14 protein-coding genes are annotated in these 22,487 nt (G+C 65.5%); 10 read left to right on the top strand and 4 right to left on the bottom strand.

Annotation, left to right across the window (positions count from 1 at the left end; translation table 11 throughout):
- Positions 1-166 precede the first annotated feature (166 nt).
- Positions 167-3,601: a DNA polymerase III subunit alpha gene (gene dnaE / locus E3T38_RS01930; protein ID WP_134545744.1), complete on the bottom strand. Its 3,435-nt coding sequence runs from the start codon at positions 3,599-3,601 to the stop codon at positions 167-169.
- A complete protein-coding gene (locus tag E3T38_RS01925) occupies positions 3,598-3,870 on the bottom strand; it encodes a hypothetical protein (RefSeq protein ID WP_134545743.1) in 273 nt (90 codons plus the stop codon). Before E3T38_RS01925 ends, dnaE begins: the two co-directional genes overlap by 4 nt.
- Positions 3,871-4,078: 208 nt before the next feature.
- On the opposite strand from E3T38_RS01925, the gene E3T38_RS01920 reads away from it, so the two are divergent.
- The 7 genes from E3T38_RS01920 (at position 4,079) to fdhD (ending at position 13,699) form a co-directional block, all read left to right on the top strand.
- Positions 4,079-5,221, top strand: coding sequence for a sugar diacid recognition domain-containing protein (locus tag E3T38_RS01920; protein ID WP_166805381.1), 1,143 nt, complete (start codon positions 4,079-4,081; stop codon positions 5,219-5,221).
- Between the two features lie 75 nt (positions 5,222-5,296).
- Positions 5,297-6,469, top strand: coding sequence for a glycerate kinase (locus E3T38_RS01915; protein ID WP_134545741.1), 1,173 nt, complete (start codon positions 5,297-5,299; stop codon positions 6,467-6,469).
- Positions 6,470-6,504: 35 nt separating this feature from the next.
- Positions 6,505-7,863 (top strand): GntP family permease, encoded by a 1,359-nt coding sequence (locus E3T38_RS01910; protein ID WP_134545740.1) that lies wholly within the window; start codon positions 6,505-6,507, stop codon positions 7,861-7,863.
- 256 nt (positions 7,864-8,119) lie between these two features.
- A complete protein-coding gene (locus tag E3T38_RS01905; RefSeq protein WP_370448972.1) occupies positions 8,120-10,150 on the top strand; it encodes a PhoX family phosphatase in 2,031 nt (676 codons plus the stop codon).
- Between the two features lie 181 nt (positions 10,151-10,331).
- On the top strand, positions 10,332-11,549 hold the full coding sequence (gene fdhA, locus E3T38_RS01900; protein ID WP_104195786.1) for a formaldehyde dehydrogenase, glutathione-independent: 1,218 nt from the start codon (positions 10,332-10,334) through the stop codon (positions 11,547-11,549).
- Between the two features lie 232 nt (positions 11,550-11,781).
- Positions 11,782-12,798, top strand: coding sequence for a GTP 3',8-cyclase MoaA (gene moaA / locus E3T38_RS01895; protein WP_233200530.1), 1,017 nt, complete (start codon positions 11,782-11,784; stop codon positions 12,796-12,798).
- Positions 12,799-12,847: 49 nt separating this feature from the next.
- Complete coding sequence (fdhD, locus tag E3T38_RS01890; RefSeq protein WP_134545738.1) at positions 12,848-13,699, top strand: formate dehydrogenase accessory sulfurtransferase FdhD; 852 nt, start codon at positions 12,848-12,850, stop codon at positions 13,697-13,699.
- 131 nt (positions 13,700-13,830) lie between these two features.
- On the opposite strand, the gene E3T38_RS01885 is transcribed toward fdhD, so the two are convergent.
- Complete coding sequence (locus tag E3T38_RS01885) at positions 13,831-16,131, bottom strand: FdhF/YdeP family oxidoreductase (RefSeq protein WP_134545737.1); 2,301 nt, start codon at positions 16,129-16,131, stop codon at positions 13,831-13,833.
- Between the two features lie 208 nt (positions 16,132-16,339).
- On the opposite strand from E3T38_RS01885, the gene E3T38_RS01880 reads away from it, so the two are divergent.
- From E3T38_RS01880 to E3T38_RS01870, 3 genes are all read left to right on the top strand, one after another.
- Positions 16,340-17,734, top strand: a complete 1,395-nt coding sequence (locus E3T38_RS01880) for an OFA family MFS transporter (RefSeq protein ID WP_104128491.1) — start codon at positions 16,340-16,342, stop codon at positions 17,732-17,734.
- Positions 17,735-18,133: 399 nt separating this feature from the next.
- Positions 18,134-20,467, top strand: coding sequence for a glycosyltransferase (locus E3T38_RS01875; protein ID WP_134545736.1), 2,334 nt, complete (start codon positions 18,134-18,136; stop codon positions 20,465-20,467).
- On the top strand, positions 20,464-21,777 hold the full coding sequence (locus tag E3T38_RS01870) for a nucleotide disphospho-sugar-binding domain-containing protein (protein ID WP_134545735.1): 1,314 nt from the start codon (positions 20,464-20,466) through the stop codon (positions 21,775-21,777). Before E3T38_RS01875 ends, E3T38_RS01870 begins: the two co-directional genes overlap by 4 nt.
- Before the next feature lie 12 nt (positions 21,778-21,789).
- Here E3T38_RS01870 and E3T38_RS01865 read toward each other — a convergent pair whose 3' ends face one another.
- Positions 21,790-22,467 carry an NTP transferase domain-containing protein gene (locus E3T38_RS01865; RefSeq protein WP_241984247.1) on the bottom strand — a complete coding sequence of 226 codons (678 nt, stop codon included), beginning with the start codon at positions 22,465-22,467 and terminating at the stop codon, positions 21,790-21,792.
- Positions 22,468-22,487 lie beyond the last annotated feature (20 nt).

Raw genomic sequence — 22,487 nt, 5'->3', positions numbered from 1 at the left:
GGCAGCGCCGCCGGTCGCGCCTGCGCCGCCGGCAGCGCCACCGGCAGCTCCGCCAGCAGCGCCTGCGCCGCCGGGTGCCGCTCCCATCACGCCGGACCAGTAGCGCCGCTCAAGAGTGGTGTGCCCGTTAGCACCGCCCAGTAGTGGGTGTGCCGTTGGCGCCGCCTCACGCGCTCTGCGCCGCATTGAGATGGTGCAGGGTGCCGCCGGGGCGCGATGACAGCTCAGCCGCCGGCTGCGCGGCGAGTTCGGCCGCGTAGGCCGCTGCGCTGGCCGCTTCCTCGGCAGCCACCCGTTCAACGGCGTGCCGCTCCTTCACCTGGCGGGCCACATCGAACAGGTCCCACAAATTCTCCCCGGTCACCGAGACGCCGCGCGCACCGGAGCGCCGGGTGCGACCGCGCACCAGCATGTAATTGGTCTGGAACACGTGCCCGCCGACCCGCTCCTGCGCGTCGTGAAAGAACACGACGTTGGAGACCGGGCCGGTGCCATCGTCGAGGCTGATGAACACCACGCGGCGGCCGCCGCGCATCGGAGGCGTGTTCGTGGCCCGCCGAACCCCGGCAAGCAGAACCTCGGTGCCGCCGGGCAGGTTACCGAGCTCGCTCGCCGGGGTCACCCCCAACTCCCTGAACAGGGCGTGAAAGCGTTTCATCTGGTGTGATCCGACGGCCAGGTTCAGGTCCTGCAGCTCTAGATCGGTCTGGGTGCGGCCGCGCAGTTCGAGTGAGGTGATGGCGCCGGCGCGATCACCCGAGTACTGCGGCACCGGCAGCTCCACCTCGAACGCTAGCTGGTCGGCGCGAATGACCACGGCGGTGCCGCGCAGCGATTGAATGTGCGCGAGCAGTTCGTGCCGCCGGGCCCGGTCGTAGCCGATGAACGTGTCGAGGGCGCCCACTCGGGCGAGTGCTTCGAAGGTGCGCCGCCTAGGGTGCACCCGGTCACGAAAGTCCTGCAGTGAGCTAAACGGCTGGTGCTGCGCAATGCGCTCCCGCTCCGTCTCCGTGCTACCGACCAGTTCGGGCAGCGCCAGACGGATGCCCTGGCTTCCGTCGGCGAGATCCTCCACCCGGTAGTCCAGCGCACTCGACTGCACGTCGAGGGGGAGTACCGGCACCCCGAGCACCCGGGCCTCGGCGACGATGAGGTCTTTGGGCCACATGCCGGGATCGTGGGTGAGTAGCCCGGCCAGGAAAGCGGCCGGGTGATGGGTTTTCAGCCAGGCAGACTGGTAGGTGGGCAAGGCGAAGGCTGCGCCGTGCGCTTTGGCGAAGCCGAAGCTGCCAAACCCGGCCAACACCGTCCAGACCTGGTCGATGACGGCAACGCTGAACCCGCGCGCAAGCGCCCGTTCGCGCACGTACTCTTCGATCTCGGGGAGTCGCTCGGGTTTACCCAGGTGCCGGCGAAAGACATCCGCTTTGCCCAGGCCGCAGCCGGTGAGCTCGTCGAACAGCCGCATCACCTGCTCGTGAAAGATGACAACGCCGTTGGTTTCGCGCAAAATCGGCTCGAACCGGGGGTGAATGTAGTCGGGGTCGACCTCGCCGTGTCGGGCCTGCAGATATTTCAGCGGCATGTTGTTTTTCATCGGGCCGGGCCGAAACAGCGAGATCTCAACAGTGAGGTCGTTGAACACCTCCGGTTGCAGCTTGCCGACCAGCTCCATCTGACCTGGCGATTCGATCTGAAAAATACCGAGCGTGCGCGTGGACCGAATGAGCTCGAAGGTTTTCGGGTCGTCGAGTGGCACCCGGTCAAGGTCGATACTCTCGCCGGTGAGTCGGTGATGCTCTTCAACGGCATGCGCCATCGCTGACTGCATGCGCACGCCGAGAATGTCGAGTTTGATCAGCCCCATCGGGTCCATGTCGTGTTTGTCGTACTGCGACATCGGCAGGCCCATGCCGCTCGCCTGCACCGGGGTGCGGTCGAGCAAGCTCGCGTCGGAGAGGATCACGCCGCAGGGGTGCACCGAGATGTGTCGGGGGAGCCGGTCGAGTTTGGCGGTGAGGTCGACGAGCAGGTCGAGCTGTTGCGACTCACGCACCTCGGCGGCGAGGGCTTCGAGTTCGGGCTTCTCTTCGAGGGCGCGGCGAAAGTCGCGGGCGTTGAATCGCCACATCTGCTTGGCGATCACGTTGATCTGGGCATCGGGCAGGCCGAGGGCGAGACCGGCGTCGCGCACGGCGCCACGGCCGCGGTAGGCGTTGGTCATCGACATGAGCGAGACCCGGTCGCTGCCGAAGGCACGAAACACTTCACGGTAGATGTCGTGGCGCCTGGCCGACTCGACGTCGATGTCGATATCGGGCAGCGTCTGGCGTTCGGGGGAGAGAAAACGCTCCCAGAGCAGCCCGTTGCCGATGGGTTCGACCGAGGAGGTGCGCAGCGCGTAGTTGAGCACCGAGCCGACCCCCGAGCCGCGCGCCTGAATGCGGATACCCATCCCGCGAATAATGTCGGCCACCCGTGACACGGTCAGAAAGTAGCTGGCAAAGCCTAAGTGTTCGACCGTTTTCATCTCGTGGGCGAGCTGGGCGTGGGCCGCTTCGACCGCGCGGGAGCCACTCGCCGAGTACAGGTCGGCGATGCCGCTTGTGGCGCGCCGCCAGAGTTCGGTGACCGGGTCGCCGGTGACGCCGATGATGCGCGCCTCCGGCATGCGCGGGCGCCCCAGCCCGATATCGAGAACCGGGTCGAGGCTGCACCGGTCGGCGACCTGCTCGGTGTCACGCAGTAGCCGTTCGAGCGCCCCGTCATCGTGCAGGCCGGCATCGACGACCATGCGGGCCACCTGGCGCATCGCTTTGGCCGGTTTGAGCCAGGCCTGGCCGTTGGTTTGGGGAGTTTCGAGTTCGGCAAGCGGCAGCAGAAAGCGTGCGGCATCGGCGAGATCGGCGGTGACTGCCTCGCCGGGCGTGCCGTATCGCACGGCATTGCTGAGCACGGCGGGGAGCCCGGCGTTCTCGGCGAGGGCGAGCATGCGCGTGGCCGGCGTCACGCTGCCGACGGTGCCGCTTTCGGCCAGGTGACAGACGATTTCGAGTACGACGGCCTGGGCGGGCAGGGCCCATTGCCAGTGGGTGAGCCGCGCCGCGGCATCCGCATTGTCGCGGCGGGCGATGGCGAGACCGACGTCGGAGTCGGGGCCGAGCAGCACGGTGAGCGAGGCGAGGCCGGCCAGGTCGGCCAGGCGATCGCGCGAAATGCTCGGTCCGGTACTGCCGGGCGTGAGCGCGGAGCGTTGACCGGCACCACCGTCGTGGGCGGAGCTGACCGCCCGGCAGAGCGCGGCGTACCCGCGACCGTTGGTGTGGCCGTGGGCGAGCACGACCACTCGACCGAGCGGGCGATACTCCTCGTCGTGCACGGCGAGTTCGGCGCCGAGCCCGGGGCGGATACCCACTGCTACGCAGGCTCGCACGTGTTTGACGGCGCCGTAGAGTCCGTCACGGTCGGTGACGGCCAGAAAATTCGCGCCCTGCGCGGCTGCCTGTTCGGCCAGGGCTTCGGGAAGCGTAACCCCGTAATGGGTCGAGTAGGCGCTCGCGACGTGTAGGTGCGCGAAGCTCGTCGCCGGTGCGTTGCTCATCCCCAGTCCAATGCTAGGGTCCAAGACCCGTCAATGCCGCGGCGCAGGTCGTAGCGGTGCTGCTCTTCGCCGCCGCGACAGGCGTCGAGCCGCCACAGCTCGGTGTCGATGCGGGTAGGGGTCCCCTCGTCTTCCCACCACCGGGTACGTTTGAACACCGCCTGCGGTTGTCCGATGACGGTGTGTTCGAACCGATTCCAGATGAATGCGCGCGGGTCGCCGTCGGGGGACAACTCAACGTCGACCGGTGCATCAATAATTTGGGGCAAGGTAGGCTCCCTAGGCTCGTGACGGGTGATAATGGTAAAAACCTGATGAGCGATGGTTAAAAAAACCCACAATGAGTTCGAACAAAATCTCGTTGAAAACAATCACTATCGAATATTTCTTCTAGATAAAAGTGTATGTCACCCCACCGACATGCGCCATGGGCGATTGCCGGCGGCCCAGCTGACGCTCGCGATCTACGATGGCCAGATGATCGAAGTAACACCGAACGGCAGCTCACCCAGCACAGCGCAGATCACCAGGGAGCTCGCCCAGCGTCTGGTCGAACAACTTGCGCCGAGCCTGGTGCACAACGTGAACATCATGGATGCGACCGGCATGATCATTGGCTCGATGGACGCCTCCCGCATCGGCACCCGGCATGATGGAGCCCGGGAGGCGGCGTTCCGCGGCGAAGCGGTACACATCGCCCCCGGTGACGAACACCAAGGCACCCGGCCGGGCGTGAACATTCCGCTGATCCTCGACGGCTACGTCGTCGCGGTCGTGGGGGTCACCGGAACCCCCGCAGAGGTTCTGCCGGTCGCGCAGGTGCTCGTGCTGACCGTTCACATGCTGCTCACCCAGGAACGACTGCGCGACAACGCGTCGTGGCGAGAATCGGCGACCCGGGACATCCTCTCGACTTTGTCGCTGGGCAAACTCACCGAAAGCCGCCTGATATCGGGATTGCGGGGCATCGACGTACCCCTGCAGCCGCCGTGGAACCTGACCGGAGTCTTCAACACCGCGCCCGGCGCGAACTCGTCGGTGTCGCTGCTGCGCCAGCTGCGCGAGCTCTCCGGGGTGGTGGCCGCCGATATCAACGGTGCCGTCTGGGTGCTGAGCGGATCGTCGACGGCGATCGGCCTGTCCCTGCTCCGGCAACGCCTGCAACAGTCCCGCGCGCAGCCCCTGTGGTTTCTGACCGGGCGGGTCGGCGCGACGATGCCGCAACTCACCGGTGACGCGGAGCGCCTCGGCACGCTGCTGGCCCGGCCCGGACTGCTCGTCCCATTCACCACGCGGGCCAGCCCCGAGATTCGGCTCGACTCACTGGGGCTCGAACTTGCGATCGCCGGCCTGCCCGACGCCATGATCGACGACCTCGCCGCGTCGGTACTCGCCCCGCTCAGTGCCACCTTGCGCGAAACCGCCCGGGTATTTCTCGGCAACGAACTGTCGATCGCCGGCGCTGCGCGAGCGCTCGGCGTGCACCGCAATACCGTCGTGCAGCGACTCGACCGCATCGAAGTGCTCACGACCCTCAACATGCGGCATTTCAGTTCCGCCGTCTCGATGCGGGTCGCACTGGCGGCCGAGGACGCCCTCTATGTGTACGGTGCACAGTAATCGTCTCGAAACTCAGCGAAAAATATGGGTTCACTCCACCTGAATATGTGCGCGATTGTGACCTAGCCTGAACCAATGAACGGTCGCCCGGCATTGAAGCCGCTCACAATAGTCATCGCGCCGGATTCGTTCAAGGGAAGCCTCAGCGCCTCCGCCGCCACCGCCGCCATGGCCGATGGGGCCCGCGACGCCGCCATCGCCCTCGGTCAACCGCAGGCCCGGATCACGCTCTGTCCGATGGCGGACGGCGGTGAGGGGACCCTCGATGCCATCGCCGCTGTCTGGGGCGTCGAACCCCGCACCATGCCCACCGTCGATGCGCTGGGCCGCAGCCGACTGGCCCGCTATGCCCGGTCAGCTAATGGCCGGGTCGGCCTGATCGAGGCAGCCGAGTCCAATGGTTTGCCGCTGGTAGCGGATACCGCACCCCAGCCCCAGCGCGCCGACACCTTCGGCGTCGGTCTGCTCGCCTGGGAATTGCTCGACCAAAATGTCGAGGAGATTCTGCTCTGCATCGGCGGCTCGGCCAGCACCGACGGTGGAACCGGCTTGCTCGCCGCGCTCGGCGCACGCTTCCTCGATGCGGCCGGCGAAATCGTCGCTCCCGGCGGGGCCGGCCTGGCGCAGATCGAGTCGATCGACCTCGCCGGACTACACCCGCACGCCCGCGCCGTGCGCTGGCGTGTCGCCGTCGACGTGAACAATCCGCTCTGCGGCCCGACCGGCGCCGCCGCGGTGTTCGGCCCGCAAAAGGGTGCCGCGCCGAGTGACATTGCCGAGCTCGACGCCGGTCTGGCCCACCTCGCCGCCATCGTTCTGGACGAAACCGGCGAGGACATGACCGACCGGCCCGGTGCGGGAGCGGCCGGCGGTATGCCGGCCACTCTGGTGCCGTTGCTTCGCGCCGAGCTGGTTCCCGGCTCCACCCTGGTAGCGGATGCCGTCGGCCTCGCCGACAAAATCGCCAACGCCGACCTCGTGCTCACCGGTGAAGGCAGCTTCGACTCCCAATCCCTCGGCGGCAAGGTAGCCGTGGCTGTCGCTCGTCTGGCCCCGGCAGGATGCCCGGTCGTCGTCATCGCGGGACGGGTGTCATTGCCTGCGGCCGACACCGCAGCATCCGGGGTCACCGCCGCCTTCTCGATCGCCGGGGGACCGGCGACCCTCGACGACCTGCAGCACCACGCGGCCGAACGTGTGCGCGACACGACGGCGCAGGCCGTCGCCCTCTTTCTTCAGTCCCACTAGTTGCCGCTCCACCCAGAAATAGAAAGATCGTCTCAATGTTGAGCATTGCCATCCTGGTGACTCTCGTCGCCGCCATCGTCTTCGCCACCGCGAAGCTGAAGATCAATCCCTTTCTCGCCTTGCTCGCCGCCGCCTTAGTCGGTGGTTTCGCATTCGGGTTGCCGGTCGACACGATCGCCCCGACCATCACGACGGCCTTCGGCGCCACTCTGGGCAACATCGGTCTGATCATTCTGTTCGGCACCATCATCGGGGTGATCCTCGAGCGCACCGGCGCCGCCATCGCCATGGCCGAAGCCCTCATTCGAGTGCTGGGCACCCGGTTCCCGACCCTCACCATGAGCGTCATCGGCTTCATCGTGTCGATCCCGGTGTTCTGTGACTCCGGCTTCGTCATTCTAAATTCGCTCAAGAAATCGCTCGCCGCCCGCGCCAAGGTGTCGCTGGTGGCGATGACGATCGCGCTGATGACCGGCCTGTACGCCACCCACGTGTTCGTGCCGCCGACCCCCGGACCGCTCGCCGCCGCCGGCAATCTCAACGTCATCGACCAGCTCGGACTGATCATCGGATTCGGCCTGATCGCCGCTGCGGTTTCTGCGGTGGCCGGGCTGCTCTGGGCGAACCGGTTCCTGAAAAAGAACATCGAGCTCATGCCGGAAGTGGCCGGCGAAGAAGATGAGCAGGACTACGACAAGATTCGCGCGTCCTATGGCAAACTGCCCAACGCGTTCATGGCCTTTTTGCCGATTCTCGCGCCGATCCTGCTGATCTGCATCGCCTCGATCGCCAAGCTTCCCGGTCTACCGTTCGGCGAGTCCGGCCTGTACATAGCCGTCGTCTTTCTCGGCACGCCCGTCATCGCCCTGGCCGTCGGCTTGCTCGCCTCTCTGTTTCTACTGCGGGGCAAAGGCAAGCTCGACATGTTCGGCGAACGCGTCACAGAGGGCATTCGCATCTCGGCACCCATCCTGCTGATCACGGCCTCCGGTGCTGCCTTCGGAGCCGTTCTCGCCGCCTCCGACCTCACCGACTTCCTCGGCAGCTCCCTGTCGACCCTCGGGCTCGGGCTCGCTGTGCCGTTCCTGATCTCGGCCGCGCTCAAGACTGCTCAGGGCTCATCTACGGTAGCGATGGTGACCACCTCGGTGTTGCTGTTGCCCCTGCTGCCGGCACTCGGCCTTGATTCTGACTTGGGCAAGGTGCTTTCAGTGCTCGCGATCGGCGCCGGCGCCATGGTGGTATCGCACGCCAACGACAGCTTCTTCTGGGTGGTGTCGCAGCTCAGCCGCATTCCAGTAGCGACCGCGTACCGCACGCTCACCCCGGCCACGGCAATTCAGGGTGTCGCCGGTTTTGCCGCCGTTTGGGTGATCGGCCTCATCGTTCTGTAGGCCTGTGTGACCGTAGGCCTGTGTGACCGTAGGCCTGTGTGACCGTAGGCCTGTGTGACCGTAGATTTGTTTGCCCGGCGACACCGAGCGTTCATGTTCGGTTAACCCTTGAGACACCGCGCGGCGGGAGGGTAGACTCGCCCCCAGCTCGGGGCTCACCCTAACCATGAGGAGCGCTCGCATGTTGAATCGTGAATCCACCGGCCCCCGTCAGCACACGACCGATCGTGATCGGCCGTTGCTGCCGCTGCTGCCCATGGAGGGGCACACGCTCGGCAAGCGCAGCGCAGTCACCTGCCACCTCAAGTGCGCTGACGCCTGCTTCCACCCGGTACCCAACGAGAGCAAGAACGACTACTTTCGTGACATCGTCGGCGCTGCACTGAGCCGCCGTTCCCTGCTCGTGGGTGTGGGCGTCGGTGCTGCGGCGATCGTACTCGGGTCGGGCCAGTCGGTACCCGCGCTGGCGGCATCCGGCGGTCCGGTCAGCCGTGGCCTCGCATTCACACCGATCGCGCCCGTTCCGGCCGCAGTCGACGCCTTCTCGGTGCCCGCCGGCTATTCCTGGAACCCCATCATCCGCTGGGGAGATCCGTTGTTCGCCGCCACTGATCGGTTTGACCCAGAACACCAGACGGCCGCCTCGCAGGCGCTCCAGTTCGGCTACAACAACGACTACCTCGACATCCTCGAGGGTCCGGGGCGCAAAGGGCGGGACGGCATCCTCGTCACCAACCACGAATACACCAACGAGAACATCATGTTCGCCCCCGCCACGACACCGGCCGAGGCAGATGAGCAGCGTCGTATTGCCATGATGGCCCACGGCATGTCCGTGGTCGCCCTCGAACGAAAGCGCGCCGGGCAGCCCTGGACCTACCGGGTGGGTGACCGCCTCAACCGGCGCATCACCGCGAGTACGCCGTTCACCGTCACCGGTCCGGCCGCCGGCAGTGATCTGCTGAAGACGAAGGGCGACCCCACCGGCCGCACCGTGCTCGGCACCCTCGGCAACTGCGCCGGTGGCACCACCCCCTGGGGCACAGTGCTCTCCGGCGAGGAGAATTTCAACGGATACTTCCGCACGAACGGCACCAGCACAGCTGATGCCCGCTACGGCCTGGCCAACCGCCCCACCGGTCGGCTCTGGGAGCAGATCGACGACCGCTTTGATGCCACCGTCGCCGGAAACGAGAACGAGCCCAACCGATTCGGCTGGATCGTGGAGATCGACCCGGAAGCACCGAACGAGCCCCCGGTCAAGCACACTGCACTCGGCCGGTTCAAGCACGAGGGCGCCAACGTGATCGTTGGAAAGACCGGCCATGTCGCCGCCTACATGGGCGACGACGAACGCTTCGACTACCTCTACAAGTTCGTCTCTCATGACCGCTTCGACAAGAAGAAGAGCCCGAAGGCGCGCACCCACAACAAGTCCCTGCTCACCAGGGGATCCCTATACGTGGCCCGGTTTGCGGGCAACTCGCCAGCCGCCGAGATCACCGGCACCGGCCAGCTGCCCGCCGACGGGCAATTCGACGGCACCGGCCAGTGGGTGGCGCTCGTCATCGACGGCGTCTGCCAGGTTCCCGGCTTCACCACGGATGATGCGCTCGTGAACACCCGCCTGGTCGCGGATGCCGTCGGCGCCACCAAAATGGACCGCTGCGAAGACGTCGAGCCGAGCCCGGTGACCGGCAAGATCTATGTCGCCTGCACCAACAACAGCGATCGCGGCCGGCTCGGCAAGGAGGGTGCCACCGAGGCCAACCCGCGGGCGATCAACCGCGACGGTCACATCGTGGAGATCACTGAAACCGGATCCGATGCCACCTCGGTGACCTTCGACTGGAACCTGCTGCTGGTCTGCGGCGACCCGAAGACCAACACGAGCACCTACTTCGCCGGTTTCCCGAGCGACAAGGTGTCGCCGATATCATGCCCAGACAACGTGGCCTTCGACACCGAAGGCAACCTGTGGATCTCCACCGACGGCGCACCGAGCACGATCGGATTCTGCGACGGACTGTTCAAGGTTCCGCTCGTCGGACCCGAGCGCGGGCGGGTGCAACAGTTCCTCGCGGTGCCGCGGCAGGCGGAGACCTGCGGACCGGTCATCCGCTCGGAGCAGTCGATGGTTTATGTCGCCGTGCAGCATCCAGGGGAGGACGGCAGCTGGGCCGCCCAGTCCAGCCGATTCCCGGACTATGTTGCGCTGGGGGCGACCGCTCCGGCTGGCGCGTGGGCCGGGCCGCGGCCATCCGTCGTGCAGGTCTGGAAGCCCTGAGTCGTTCCCCGTGCTGGCCGTTCCTGTAGCCAGAACGGGGGTCACGAACTGGGAGTTTGCTGATTGTAATTTCTGAGATTCGTGGTGAAGTAAAGGGGCTGCTGTCAGAAATGGCAGCGCTCACCCAGTGTGGAGAAGGTCGTCTGGCCTGCTCCGCGAAGAAAAACGAGGAAGGTAATTCATGACGGGGAACAGAGCAGTTGCCTACAAAAGTGCTGGAGTCGTCGAGGTCATTGACATCGACTACCCCACGTTCGAACTCAAAGATGGACCGGGGGTCAACCCGGCCAACATCGGCCGGAAGGTGCCGCACGGCGTCATTCTCAGAACAGTGACCACCAATATTTGCGGCTCCGATCAGCACATGGTGCGTGGCCGCACGACCGCACCGGCGAACCTGGTGCTGGGTCACGAAATCACCGGTGAAGTGGTCGAAACCGGCCCCGACGTCGAATTCATCAAGGTCGGCGACATCGTGTCGGTACCGTTCAACATCAGCTGTGGTCGCTGTCGCAACTGCAAGGAACGCAAGACCGGCATCTGCCTCAACGTCAACCCGGACCGTCCGGGTAGTGCATACGGCTACGTCGACATGGGCGGTTGGGTGGGAGGCCAGGCCGAGTACGTTCTGGTTCCCTACGCCGACTGGAACCTGCTGAAGTTTCCCGATCGGGACCAGGCACTCGAGAAGATCATGGACCTCACCATGCTGTCCGACATCTTCCCGACCGGATTCCACGGGGCCTATACTGCCGGTGCCGGAATCGGATCGACCGTCTACGTGGCCGGTGCCGGCCCGGTGGGCCTCGCGGCCGCCGTCTCGGCGCAGCTGCTGGGCGCGGCCGTCGTCATCGTCGGTGACATGAACGCAGAGCGCCTCGCGCAGGCCCGCAGCTTCGGCTGCGAGACCATCGATCTCAGCAAAGGCGAGCCGGGAGAGCAGATCGAACAGATCCTCGGTGTGCCAGAGGTTGACGCCGGCGTCGACGCGGTGGGCTTTGAAGCGCGTGGCCACGGTAAGGACGCCGACCACGAGGCTCCGGCCACCGTGCTCAACTCACTCATGACGGTTACAGCGGCCGGCGGTGCCCTCGGCATTCCGGGCCTCTACGTCACGGGTGACCCGGGGGCCAAGGAAAAGGCCGCCCAGGTGGGCTCGCTGTCGATTCGTTTGGGACTCGGCTGGGCCAAATCGCTGTCGTTCACCACCGGCCAGTGCCCGGTGATGAAGTACAACCGCCAGCTGATGATGGCGATCCTGTACGACAAGGTACACATCGCCAAAGCCGTCAATGCCCAGGCGATCAGCCTCGAAGATGCTCCGCGTGGCTATGCCGAATTCGACGCCGGCGCGGCGACGAAGTACGTGCTAAACCCCAATGGCTACGTCAAGGGCTAGTAGCAGGTAAGCGGATGGCCCGCCCGGGGATTCTCCCGGGCGGGCCATCCCTGTATCGGAATTGATCAGCATCCGCTCAGAACCGGTGTTCTGGGCATCCCCGTGCGGGGCGCGGGGTTAGGCTGGAAGTATGACCGGCGCCGACTTTGCACAATCAGCTCCGCGCTTCTATCGAGAACGCGCGGACATTCCGTTGAACCTCGAAACGCCCACAGGGACCGTGACCGACCGGATGAACCGGCCGTTGCATGACCTGCGCCTGAGCGTGACCGACCGCTGTAACTTTCGCTGTGTGTACTGCATGCCCAAAGAGATTTTTGGTCGCGACTTCGCGTTCATGGAGCACGACGAACTCCTCAGCTTTGAGGAGCTGACCCGGCTCGCGCGCATAGCCGTCGCCCACGGCGTTGAGAAGATCCGACTGACCGGCGGAGAGCCGCTGCTGCGCAAGGGGCTCGAAGATCTCATCTCCCAGCTAGCCGAGCTGCGCACTCCCGACGGCCGTGAGATTGACATCGCGCTCACCACGAACGGGTCGGCGCTCGCTGTCAAGGCGCAGGCGCTCAAGGACGCCGGACTGAAACGAGTCACCGTGTCGCTCGACTCGCTCGACGACACCACTTTTCGCACCATGAACGACGTGAAATTTCCCGTTGCGAAGGTACTGCACGGCATCGACGTGGCCGAAGCGGTCGGGCTCGGCCCGATCAAGGTCAACATGGTGGTGCAGCGCGGCAAGAACGATCAGGACATTGTGGCCATGGCCCGCCACTTCAAGGACACCCCCTACATTTTACGGTTTATCGAATTCATGGACGTCGGCACCAGCAACGGCTGGGAGATGGGCGCGGTCGTGCCGTCGAAGGACGTCATCGCGCGCATCCATGCCGAGCTGCCGCTCGAAGAAATCGCCCCGAACTATAGCGGCGAAACCTCAAGGCGCTGGCGCTACCAGGACGGCGGCGGCGAGATCGGCGTCATCTCGAGCGTGACCCAGTCGTTCTGCCAGTCCTGCTCCCGCGCCCGCGTCTCCACCGACGGCAAACTGTTCACCTGTCTGTTTGCCACCGAGGGCCACGATCTGCGGGCACTCATGCGCGGCGGCTGCTCCGACGCCGAACTGTCCACCGTCATGGCACACCTCTGGCGGGAGCGCACTGACCGCTATTCGCAGCTGCGGAGCGCGAAGACCAGTGAGTTACGAGCATCCGGTGCCAAGAAAATCGAAATGTCCTACATCGGCGGTTAATCAACAGCGCTGGAGTGCGGTTACAGCACCAGCGTGGGAGACTTTAAGAATGAGCAGAATTACCGCGCGACGCAAAATTACCCGAATCACCGTCGGTGCCCAGCCTCTGGCTGGCGAGGACCTGTTGGCGGTTGAAGAACCCCTGGAAATTCGAGTGAACGGCCGCCGCCTCGCCGTCACGATGCGCACCCCGGGCAACGATATCGACCTTGCGGCTGGGTTTCTGGTCTCGGAGGGCGTCATCACACAGGGGGACGATTTCAATTCGGCCCGCTACTGCGCCGGGGCGATCGACGGAGTCAACACCTATAACGTGCTCGACGTCACCCTGGGTGCCGGTGTCGCGCCACCGGCACCCAGCCTGGAGCGCTCCCTCATCACCAACAGCTCCTGTGGCCTGTGCGGCAAGGAGAGCATCGATGCCGTGCGCACCAAATCAGTCTTCGAGATAGCGGATGACGCGGTGCACGTGACTGCCGAATCGCTCACGACTTTTCCTGACAAGCTGCGCGCCGGGCAGAACGTGTTCGAGAAGACCGGCGGCATCCACGCTGCCGGACTGTTCGATGCCGCCACCGGCGAACTCCTGGTGCTGCGCGAAGATGTCGGCCGGCACAACGCCGTCGACAAGGTCATCGGCTGGGCAGTCAAGGAGAACAGGCTGCCGCTGACCGGCACGGTTCTCATGGTGTCGAGCAGGGCGAGCTTCGAACTCACCCAGAAAGCCCTGATGGCGGGCATTCCGGTGCTCGCGGCAGTCTCGGCGCCGTCGTCACTCGCCGCGGAGTTCGCCGCCGAGGTCGGCATGACCCTGGTCGGTTTTCTCCGCGGCAACTCCATGGTCGTCTACGCCGGCGGCGACCGGATCATCGACGCACAGCGTGACGAGCAGGCCGCCTGACCCGGCGGGCTAGGCGGCGGCGACCGGATCATCGACGCACAGCGTGATGATCGGGCCGCCCGGCCCCGGCTAGGCGGTGGCGGCGACCGGATCATCGACGCACAGCGTGATGATCAGGCCGCCGGGTACAGCTAGGCGGCGGCGCCGGCTGGAACGAAGCGCACGGTCATGGCCTTGTAACCGGGGGTGTTCGATTCACGGGCCACGAGCTCGCGGTGCATGAGCGCGTTCGCCTCCGGGAAGTACGCTGCCGCGCAGCCGCGCGGTGTCGGATAGACCACGAGGCGGAACGTGTCGGCTCGGCGCTCAACGCCCTGGAAGGTGCTGATCACGTCGACCATATCGCGGTCGGCGAAGCCCAGCTCGGTGACGTCGTCTTCGTGGATGAGGATGACGCGACGACCGTTCTTGATGCCGCGGTAGCGGTCGTCGAGCCCGTAGAACGTGGTGTTGTACTGGTCGTGGCTGCGGATGGTCTGCAAGATCAAGTGGCCCTCTGGCGCCGACAAATACTCGATCGGGCTCACCGTGAATCGGGCCAGACCAATGTCGGTGGCAAAGCTGCGTGTATCGCGCGGGGGGTTGGGCAGCACGAAGCCGTTCTTGGTCTTGAGCCGAACGTTGAAATCGGCGAAGCCGGGCACGACGCGGGAGATGTGGTCACGAACGATGTCGTAGTCATCCGCCATCGCCTTCCAATCGACCGCGTGGTCGTCGCCGAGCGTGGCGTGGGCCATGCGGGCGATGATCACCGGTTCGGCGAGCAGGTGTTCCGACACCGGCTCGAGGCGTCCCTGGGTGGTGCGAACGACCGACATCGAGTCTTCCACCGAGAGCACCTGACGGCCAGACGGATGCTTGTCATCGGTATCCGTACGACCGAGGGTCGGAAGAATGAGCGAGGTCAAACCGTGCATGACGTGCGAGCGATTGGGCTTGGTGGAGACGTGCACGGTGAGACCGACGCGCTGCATGGCCTTCTCCAGCAGGTCGGTGTCGGAGCAGGCCAGGGCGAAGTTGCCGCCCATGGAGACGAACACGTCGACGCGGTCGTGCACGAAGGCATCCACCGTATCGACGGAGTCGAGGCCGTGTTCCCGCGGGGACACGATGCCGAACTCGGCGTCGAGGGCGGCGAGCATGGGCTCCTTCGGCTTCTCCCACACACCCATGGTGCGGTCGCCCTGCACGTTGGAGTGGCCGCGCACCGGGCACGCGCCGGCGCCAGGCTTGCCGAAGTTGCCCTGCAGGAGCAGCAGGTTGATGATTTCCTTGAGGGTGTTCACCGAGTGTGGCTGCTGGGTCAGTCCGAGCGCCCAGCAGATGATGGTGGCTTTGCTCGCGATGAGCAGCTGCGCCACGGTCTCGATTGCGGCACGGTCCAGGCCGGTGGCCTTCTTCGTCTCGGCCCAGTCGATCACCGATCGGGCTGCTCGATAGGCCTCGATTCCGTCGGTGTTCGCGGCAACGAACTCATGGTCGATGACCGACCCCGGCACGCGCGCTTCTTCTTCGAGCAGCAGGTGGCCGAGCGCCTGGAACAGGGCCAGATCGCCCCCGACCTTGATCTGCAGAAATTCATCGGCCAGGTTGGTGCCCTTGCCGACGACGCCCTTCGGGGTCTGCGGGTCCATGAAGTTGAAGAGTCCGGCTTCGGGCAGCGGATTGACGGCCACAATCTTGCCGCCGTTGTCCTTGCATTCGGCCAAAGCCGACAGCATGCGCGGGTGGTTGGTACCCGGGTTCTGGCCGACCACCAAAATGAGTTCAGCCCGGTGGATGTCTTCGAGCGAGACCGTACCCTTGCCGATGCCGATCGTGGGGTTCAGCGCTGAGCCCGACGACTCGTGGCACATATTGGAGCAGTCCGGCAGGTTATTGGTGCCGATGGACCGTGCGAACAATTGGTACATGAATGCTGACTCGTTGGCGGTGCGGCCGGACGTGTAGAAGACGGTGCGGTCGGGCACGGTGGCGCGAATCTGCTCACCGATGAGCTCGAATGCATCATCCCAGGAGATCTGCGAGTAGTGCGTGTCGCCCGGGCGAATGACGACGGGGTGTGTGATGCGGCCCTGGTTTCCGAGCCAATACTCGGTTTTCGTAGCCAGCTCGGCGATGGAATGCTCTGCCCAGAACTCGGGCGTCACCGTGCGCAGCGTGCTCTCTTCAGCAACGGCCTTCGCGCCGTTTTCGCAGAACTCCGCGGTCTTGCGATGTCCCTGAGATTCCGGCCACGCGCATCCGGGGCAGTCGGTGCCGTCGCGCTGATTCAGGCGCAGCAGTGACCGCGCGGTGCGCATGACACCAGCCTGGGCGATACCTCGATCGAGCGCCACCACTACGGCTCCGACACCCGCCGCGTGGGTCTTGGGGGCGGTGACAACGAGATTATCTTCGTTGATGTCTTCGATGGGAGCTGAACGTGTCATATACCTATCCTGCCTTGCCGCAAAGGGGAATTCCCCCGAAATATGAAATGGGTATGAATTTGGGGACGAAATTTGCACGGTGAATCGTCTAGGATTTACTCCGCAGACTATTCAATCTATCCGTTTGCGGAGTACGTCCACGGCCATCGTGGACAGCCGAAACGCACAGCAGAGTCGCTATCGCCATACCGGCAGCAAGGATACCTCCATGAGCTGGCTCGACCGAGACCGCACCATCGCCCCACCAGGATTCAACCGTTGGCTGATTCCGCCCGCTGCACTGGCCGTACACCTGTGTATCGGTCAGGCCTACGCCACGAGTGTGTACAAGACGGCACTCGTGGCGCACTTCGACGCCAGCCTGGTGCAGGTCGGGGTGATCTTCTCGATCGCCATCGTGATGCTCGGCCTGTCGGCGGCCATCATGGGTACCTGGGTCGACACCAACGGGCCGCGCAAGGCCATGTTCGTCGCGGCTCTGTTCTGGTCGGGCGGATTCCTCATCGGTTCGCTCGGAATCTTTTCGAACCAGCTGTGGCTGGTCTACGTCGGCTACGGCTTCATCGGCGGCATCGGGCTCGGCATCGGCTACATATCGCCCGTTTCGACGCTCATCAAGTGGTTCCCGGACCGCCCGGGCCTCGCCACCGGCATGGCCATCATGGGCTTTGGAGGCGGCGCCCTCATCGCCAGCCCGGTGTCGACGGCGCTACTCGGCTTCTATGACCCCAACTCCGGGGCAGCGAACTGGGTGGCGAGCGGCGATTCCGTGGGCAAGCTTTTTCTCACCCTCGCGGTGATCTATCTCGCCTACATGATGTTCGGCGCTTTCACGATCAAGGTTCCAGCTGCTGATTGGGTACCGGCCGGATTCGATGCGTCCAAGGTACGGGTCAAGGCCCTCGTCACGAGCAACCATGTTTCAGCCAAGAACGCCATTCGAACGCGTCAATTCTGGCTACTTTGGGTCGTCTTGTTCTGCAACGTCACGGCCGGTATCGGCATTCTCGAGCAGGCCGCACCGATGATCCAGGACTTCTTCCGGCAGAGCGACGGCAACTCGTTGGTCTCGGCGGCCGTTGCCGGAGGTTTTGTGGGCCTGTTGTCGCTCGCCAACATGGGCGGACGATTCGCCTGGTCGGCTACGTCGGACAAGACCGGACGCAAGAACATCTACATGGTCTACCTCGGCGTTGGCACGGTGTTGTACGTGCTGCTGGCCCTCGTCGGGTCAAGCACGACAGCGCTCTACGTTGTTCTGGCCTTCATCATCATTTCGTTTTACGGTGGCGGTTTCGCTACCGCTCCGGCCTACCTGCGGGACCTGTTCGGAACCTTTCAGGTGGGGGCCATCCATGGCCGGCTGCTGACGGCCTGGTCGGCGGCCGGTATTGCCGGTCCGCTCATCGTGAACTCGTTCCTGGATGCTCAGGGAGCTCCGGGTGCGTTGACGGCAGCGGCCTATCAGCCGGCCCTGCTCACCATGGTCGGGCTGCTCGTTGTCGGTTTTGTGGCGAACCTGTTCGTGCGACCGGTCCACACCGACTTTCACGAACCCGAAAAGCCGCTCGTCGGTGCACAAGCAAAGAAGGCGCACGCATGAAGGTCCTAAAAGTCATCCTGGCCTGGGCGCTGGTGGGAATCCCGCTGGCCTTCGGCATTTCTCAGACACTCGCGAAGGTAACAGCGCTGTTCGGATAAACCCGACATTTGCAGACGTAAACACATAGAGCCACGCCCCAGTCACTGGGGCGTGGCTCTTTTTTGCGTATCGAGCGCTCGACGCCGATTGGGGCACTCTGTCAGCCCTGCTGCTCTCATTCATGCAATGATGGCGAGTGGGGAAGTTGCTAGCCTAGCTAGCTATACCTGATTCGTGCGCCTTCGTGTTCGGGATCCTCGATGTTTTTTGAACCGGAAGTACCGAAATTCACCATGTTCACTCGTGGCAACCCCCAATCGCCACGATTGATCCGCGGAGTTTCACGACAAGGAGCAGCCGATGGCTACCCACACCGCACTCGACGATCAACGATCCGCCGCAACGCTGCTCGAGGGAATTCGACGCGCCGACGACCTCACCGTGGCTGCCAGCCGCGATGGGGGCGCCCGCGCTGTGCGACTGCTCGCCCAGGCCGCGACCGATTTGAGCGACCAGCTCACCGCTATCGCCGCCGTTCACGCCCTCGCCCAGGTCTTCGACGACTCCGCTGATGAGGTGCTGGTGGCCCTCCTCTACCACGACTCCGCATTTCTGCGCGAGCATGCCGCCTGGGCCTTTGGCGCCCGGCTGCCGCGCTACGACGCGATCGCCGGCCTGGTCACCCTGGTTCGGCAGGGTGGCTTTTCCGGTATGCTCGCTCAGCGCACCCTGGAACAGTGGGGTTCTTCGGCTGCGGACCAAGTGGCCCTGCTGCTGGAGGGTTCGCTGCTCGGCATCTTTGAAACGGATGCCCGCGCCCGCCTCATCGAGACCATCGGCCTGATTCCCGGCCGCGTTCCCGAACGGCTGCTGCGTCGGGTGGCCACCGACAGCGCCGAGAGCCTGGATGCTCGTACCGCCGCAATTGCCGGCCTCGGCGATCGATCCCCGAGCGAAGCCGTGCTCGGGTTGCTCAACGTTCTCGCGCAAGACAACGCCGCGTCCGGCGACGAGATCGAACTCGCAGCTGTAGCCCGGCTGGCACTGTTTGATCTCACGGCGACGAGTGCGCCGCGGCCGAAATGGAACCGAGGCACCACGATCGCCCAGCTGTTCCTCCACGCCGACATCGACGGTGAACTCTCCACGGTGGGCGTCGGCGACAACGGCGGCATCGCGACCCTGCTGGTCCGGCTCGGTGACGCCCTCGTTGCCCGGCCCACCGGCCGGCCGGGCGGCGAAACGCAGAGCGCCGCCGCATCCGCTCTTCGTGCGCCTTTCGTCGGCAGCCGTTTCACCACTGGCCGCGCGAAAGAAACGGAATCGGTAGAACGGGTCATCACCATGTCGCGTGGCACGCACGAGTCGGCGCTGAGCGGCCTGGCCAATATCGGGAAGACCCGGCGCGGGCACTCATTCGCGGCGATTCCATTCGTTGGCGGCGCGGTACCCTCGATCGATGCGTGGCCTCGGCGGGTTGCCGCGCAGCGCGGCATTCGGCGCATCCTCCGCTCGGCTGGTGCGGTCGATGCGCTTCACCTGCGCATGGCCGACGTCGGCAGCCTCGCCGCTGCAACGGTGGCGCGGGACCTGGACATTCCGGTCGTCTTCACCGTCGCGCCAGACCCGCACGGCGTGATCGACTCCCTCGACGCGAGTGGCGCGCTCACCCGGGCCAACTTCGGCAACGTCGATGCCGTCGAGCACTTCTGGTTTCGCGCTCGCCTCGTGCAGCGGCTCGCGGCGGATGCCGCTCACACCGTGCTGTTTCCGCGACCGCGACTGCAACAAGATATGGAACGTCTGACGGGAATCGACATTGACGCGCACCCGGAACGGCACTCGGTCATTCCCGAGGGAATCGATCTCGCGGTGATCGACCGCTCCCGCACGGATGCGCTCGGGTCTCTCGGACTGACCGGCGGAAGTCTGCTCGTTTCTGCCGATGCGCATACCCGAGCAGCGGCGGAACCGGCGGCGGTGGCTTTCACCCAGCTCGACAACCTGCTCGGGACGCTTCCGACCGCTCGGCGAGGCCTGCCATTGCTGATCAGCGTCGGTCGGCTGCACCGCGTGAAGGGTATGGCCAGCTTGGTCGAGGCGTGGAATGCTGACGCCGAACTGCGAGCTCGCTGCAATCTGCTGATTGTGGGAGGCGACCTGGAGCATCCGTCGTGTGATGAAGGCATCGAGTTGCAGCGCATGACCCACATTTTGCCCGGCGGCGACCTGGCCGATCTGGCTGGCCGGGGCCTGCTGCTGGCCGGTCATCGCCCCAATGACACCGTCGCTCGGTGGCTGGCCGCCGTGCGTTACGGCCGCCCGGGCCTGGCGGCACCGTTCGGGGTGTACGTCTGCGCGAGTATGAAAGAGGAATTCGGAATCGCTCTGCTCGAGGCGATGGCCACCGGACTCACGGTGGTCGCGCCGAATGGAGGCGGACCGGCCACTTACATCGAGCACGGAGTGACGGGCATTCTCGTCGAAACCGGTGACGGCGTCGCTCTCGCTCGCTCCATTGCGACGGCTTTGGACCTCGCTGGCGGCGCACAGGGTGGCGCCAATGCGGCACGCGCCCGCAGCATGGTCGCGAACAAGTTCACGATCGAAGCGATGGCGTCGGCACTCGGTGAGGTCTACCGCGGCGTCGCCGTGGCGACCGAGCCGGTCGCCTGGGAACTGAGCGTTTCGTGACCCTGCTGATCATCAGCCCGGACTACGCCTCGCACCTATACCCACTCGCAACGCTCGGCGTTGCCTGGGCGCAGGCCGGCGAACGCGTCGTGGTCGCGAGCGGGCCGGCCACGGCCGACATCGTGACCGCGTTCGGGTTCGAACGGGAGCATCTCCAACTGGGCCGCGGCTCCAACCCCGGCACGATCCGGGCCGAGCAGCAGCCCGCCGGCGAAGACGACGCCCTGCGGGGATTTTTCGACGCGACCCGCCGAGGGATGGTCGACACGTTGCGATTTCAGGCCGAGGCACGCAGCAGCGATCTGCTCTACAACCCGGTCGTCATCGCTCGCGAGGTGCAGCGCATCGTCGCCCGGGTGCAGCCAGACCAGGTCATCGTCGACCACCTGGCCTTCAGCGCACGGCTGGGCTTGCTCAGTGCCGGCGTCGCGCACGCGGATGTCGTACTGGGGCATCCGTCTGCACTGCCCGTAGCCGCCGAAGTCTACGGTTACCCGCCGGCCTGGCCCGCCGTGTTCTCGCCCGCAGCCTCGGAACTGGCCCTGCTCCATGGGCAGTGCGCGACCGTGCGCGACACCTTCACGGCCCAATGGAACACCGCCCTGCACGAGCTCGACCCGCACGCCGAGCCAAGCCGGGACGCCTTTCAGGAATCGGGCGACATGTTATTGCTCAATTACCCGGCCGAATTGCACACGCCGGCGCGAACGAGGCAGCTGCCGCCCCACGTGTTCCTCGGGTCTGCCGTGCGCTCCGAGCCCGTCGACCCCGAGGTCGAGGCCTGGCTGGCCGCCGATTCGCTGCCCGTTGTCTACGTCAGTTTCGGAAGTTTCCTCTCGGTGCGTGGTGACGTGCTCGCTCGCGTCGTCGCCGCCCTCGACGGCCTTCCGGTGCGGGTCGCCATCGCCGCCGGGGCGACCGACCCCACCGAGTTGGGGGCCTTGCCCGCCGCCTGGCTGGTGCGCGCGTTCCTGCCGCAGGTGCGCCTGCTGCAACAGGCCGTGCTCGCCGTCACCCACGGCGGCAACAATTCGGTCACCGAGGCGATGACGGCCGGAGTTCCGCTCGTTGTGCTGCCGTTCTCGACCGACCAGTTCGCCGGCGCGGCCGCTCTCGATGACGCGGGCTTCGGCATCTCGTTGCCGCCCAATACCGCTACGGTTCTCGACCTCCGGGCCGCCTGCGAGCGGATGCTGCGCCTTAGCGCTGACCCGCGCGCCCGCCTCGACGCGCTCGCGCTGTCGTTGACCCGGCAATCCGGGGCCGAGCGAGCCTACGCAGCGCTCACGCGGGTGCCCGCCCGGAGTTAGGCGAGGAACCGGTCAGTTCGGCCGGTCGACGTCGACACCCGTTCCCAGGTCACCGCATTCGATGTGTTCGACCGGGTGCGCGCGCAGGTACGGGCGGGCACCGGTGTCACCAACGAGGGTCTCAAGGAGGGGCGTCCAGTGCTCCCGGCCGATCACAACGGGATGCCCCGGTCGGCCGGAAAACCGGGCCTGACGCAGTGTGCTGGCCGAGAGAACGGTCGCGCCCGGTGCAGCCGTGGTGCCAAAATTCGTGCCAACCATTCGCTCGACCGTGGCAGCGTTCAGATCGGGCACGTCCACCGGAATGACCGCGATGGCCATGAGGTCGGGGTGTTCGATGGCGCAGCGCAGGCCGGCGCGCAGGGACGCGGAGAGCCCTTCGGCCCAGTCGGCGGCCTGCACGATGCGAACGGATGCCGGTGGCGGGTCCCTGCCCCAAGCTGGCGCGCTGGAGGGGTCATCGTCGCCAGCATCGATCAGGGACGCCGCCTCGGCCCCGGAGGCGCCGAGCACGACGATAATGGGGGAGCATCCAGCCTCGGCCAGTACGTCGACGGCGCGTTGCAGCCAGGAGCGCCCGGCGCCGTCGCGCACGAGCGCCTTGGGCATGCCGTAGCGCGAACCGGCACCGGCGGCAAGCACCAGCCCAGCCACGCGGCTGGGCAACGGCGGAAGAAACATGACTGTCATCGTAGAGTTTTTGTGGCGGC

Origin of the sequence: Cryobacterium sp. Hb1 (assembly GCF_004403585.1) — a bacterium.
GTDB classification, from domain to species: Bacteria; Actinomycetota; Actinomycetes; order Actinomycetales; family Microbacteriaceae; genus Cryobacterium; species Cryobacterium lyxosi.
The sequence above is the reverse complement of the archived record's forward strand: the minus strand, read 5'-3'. Positions and strand labels throughout refer to the sequence as shown.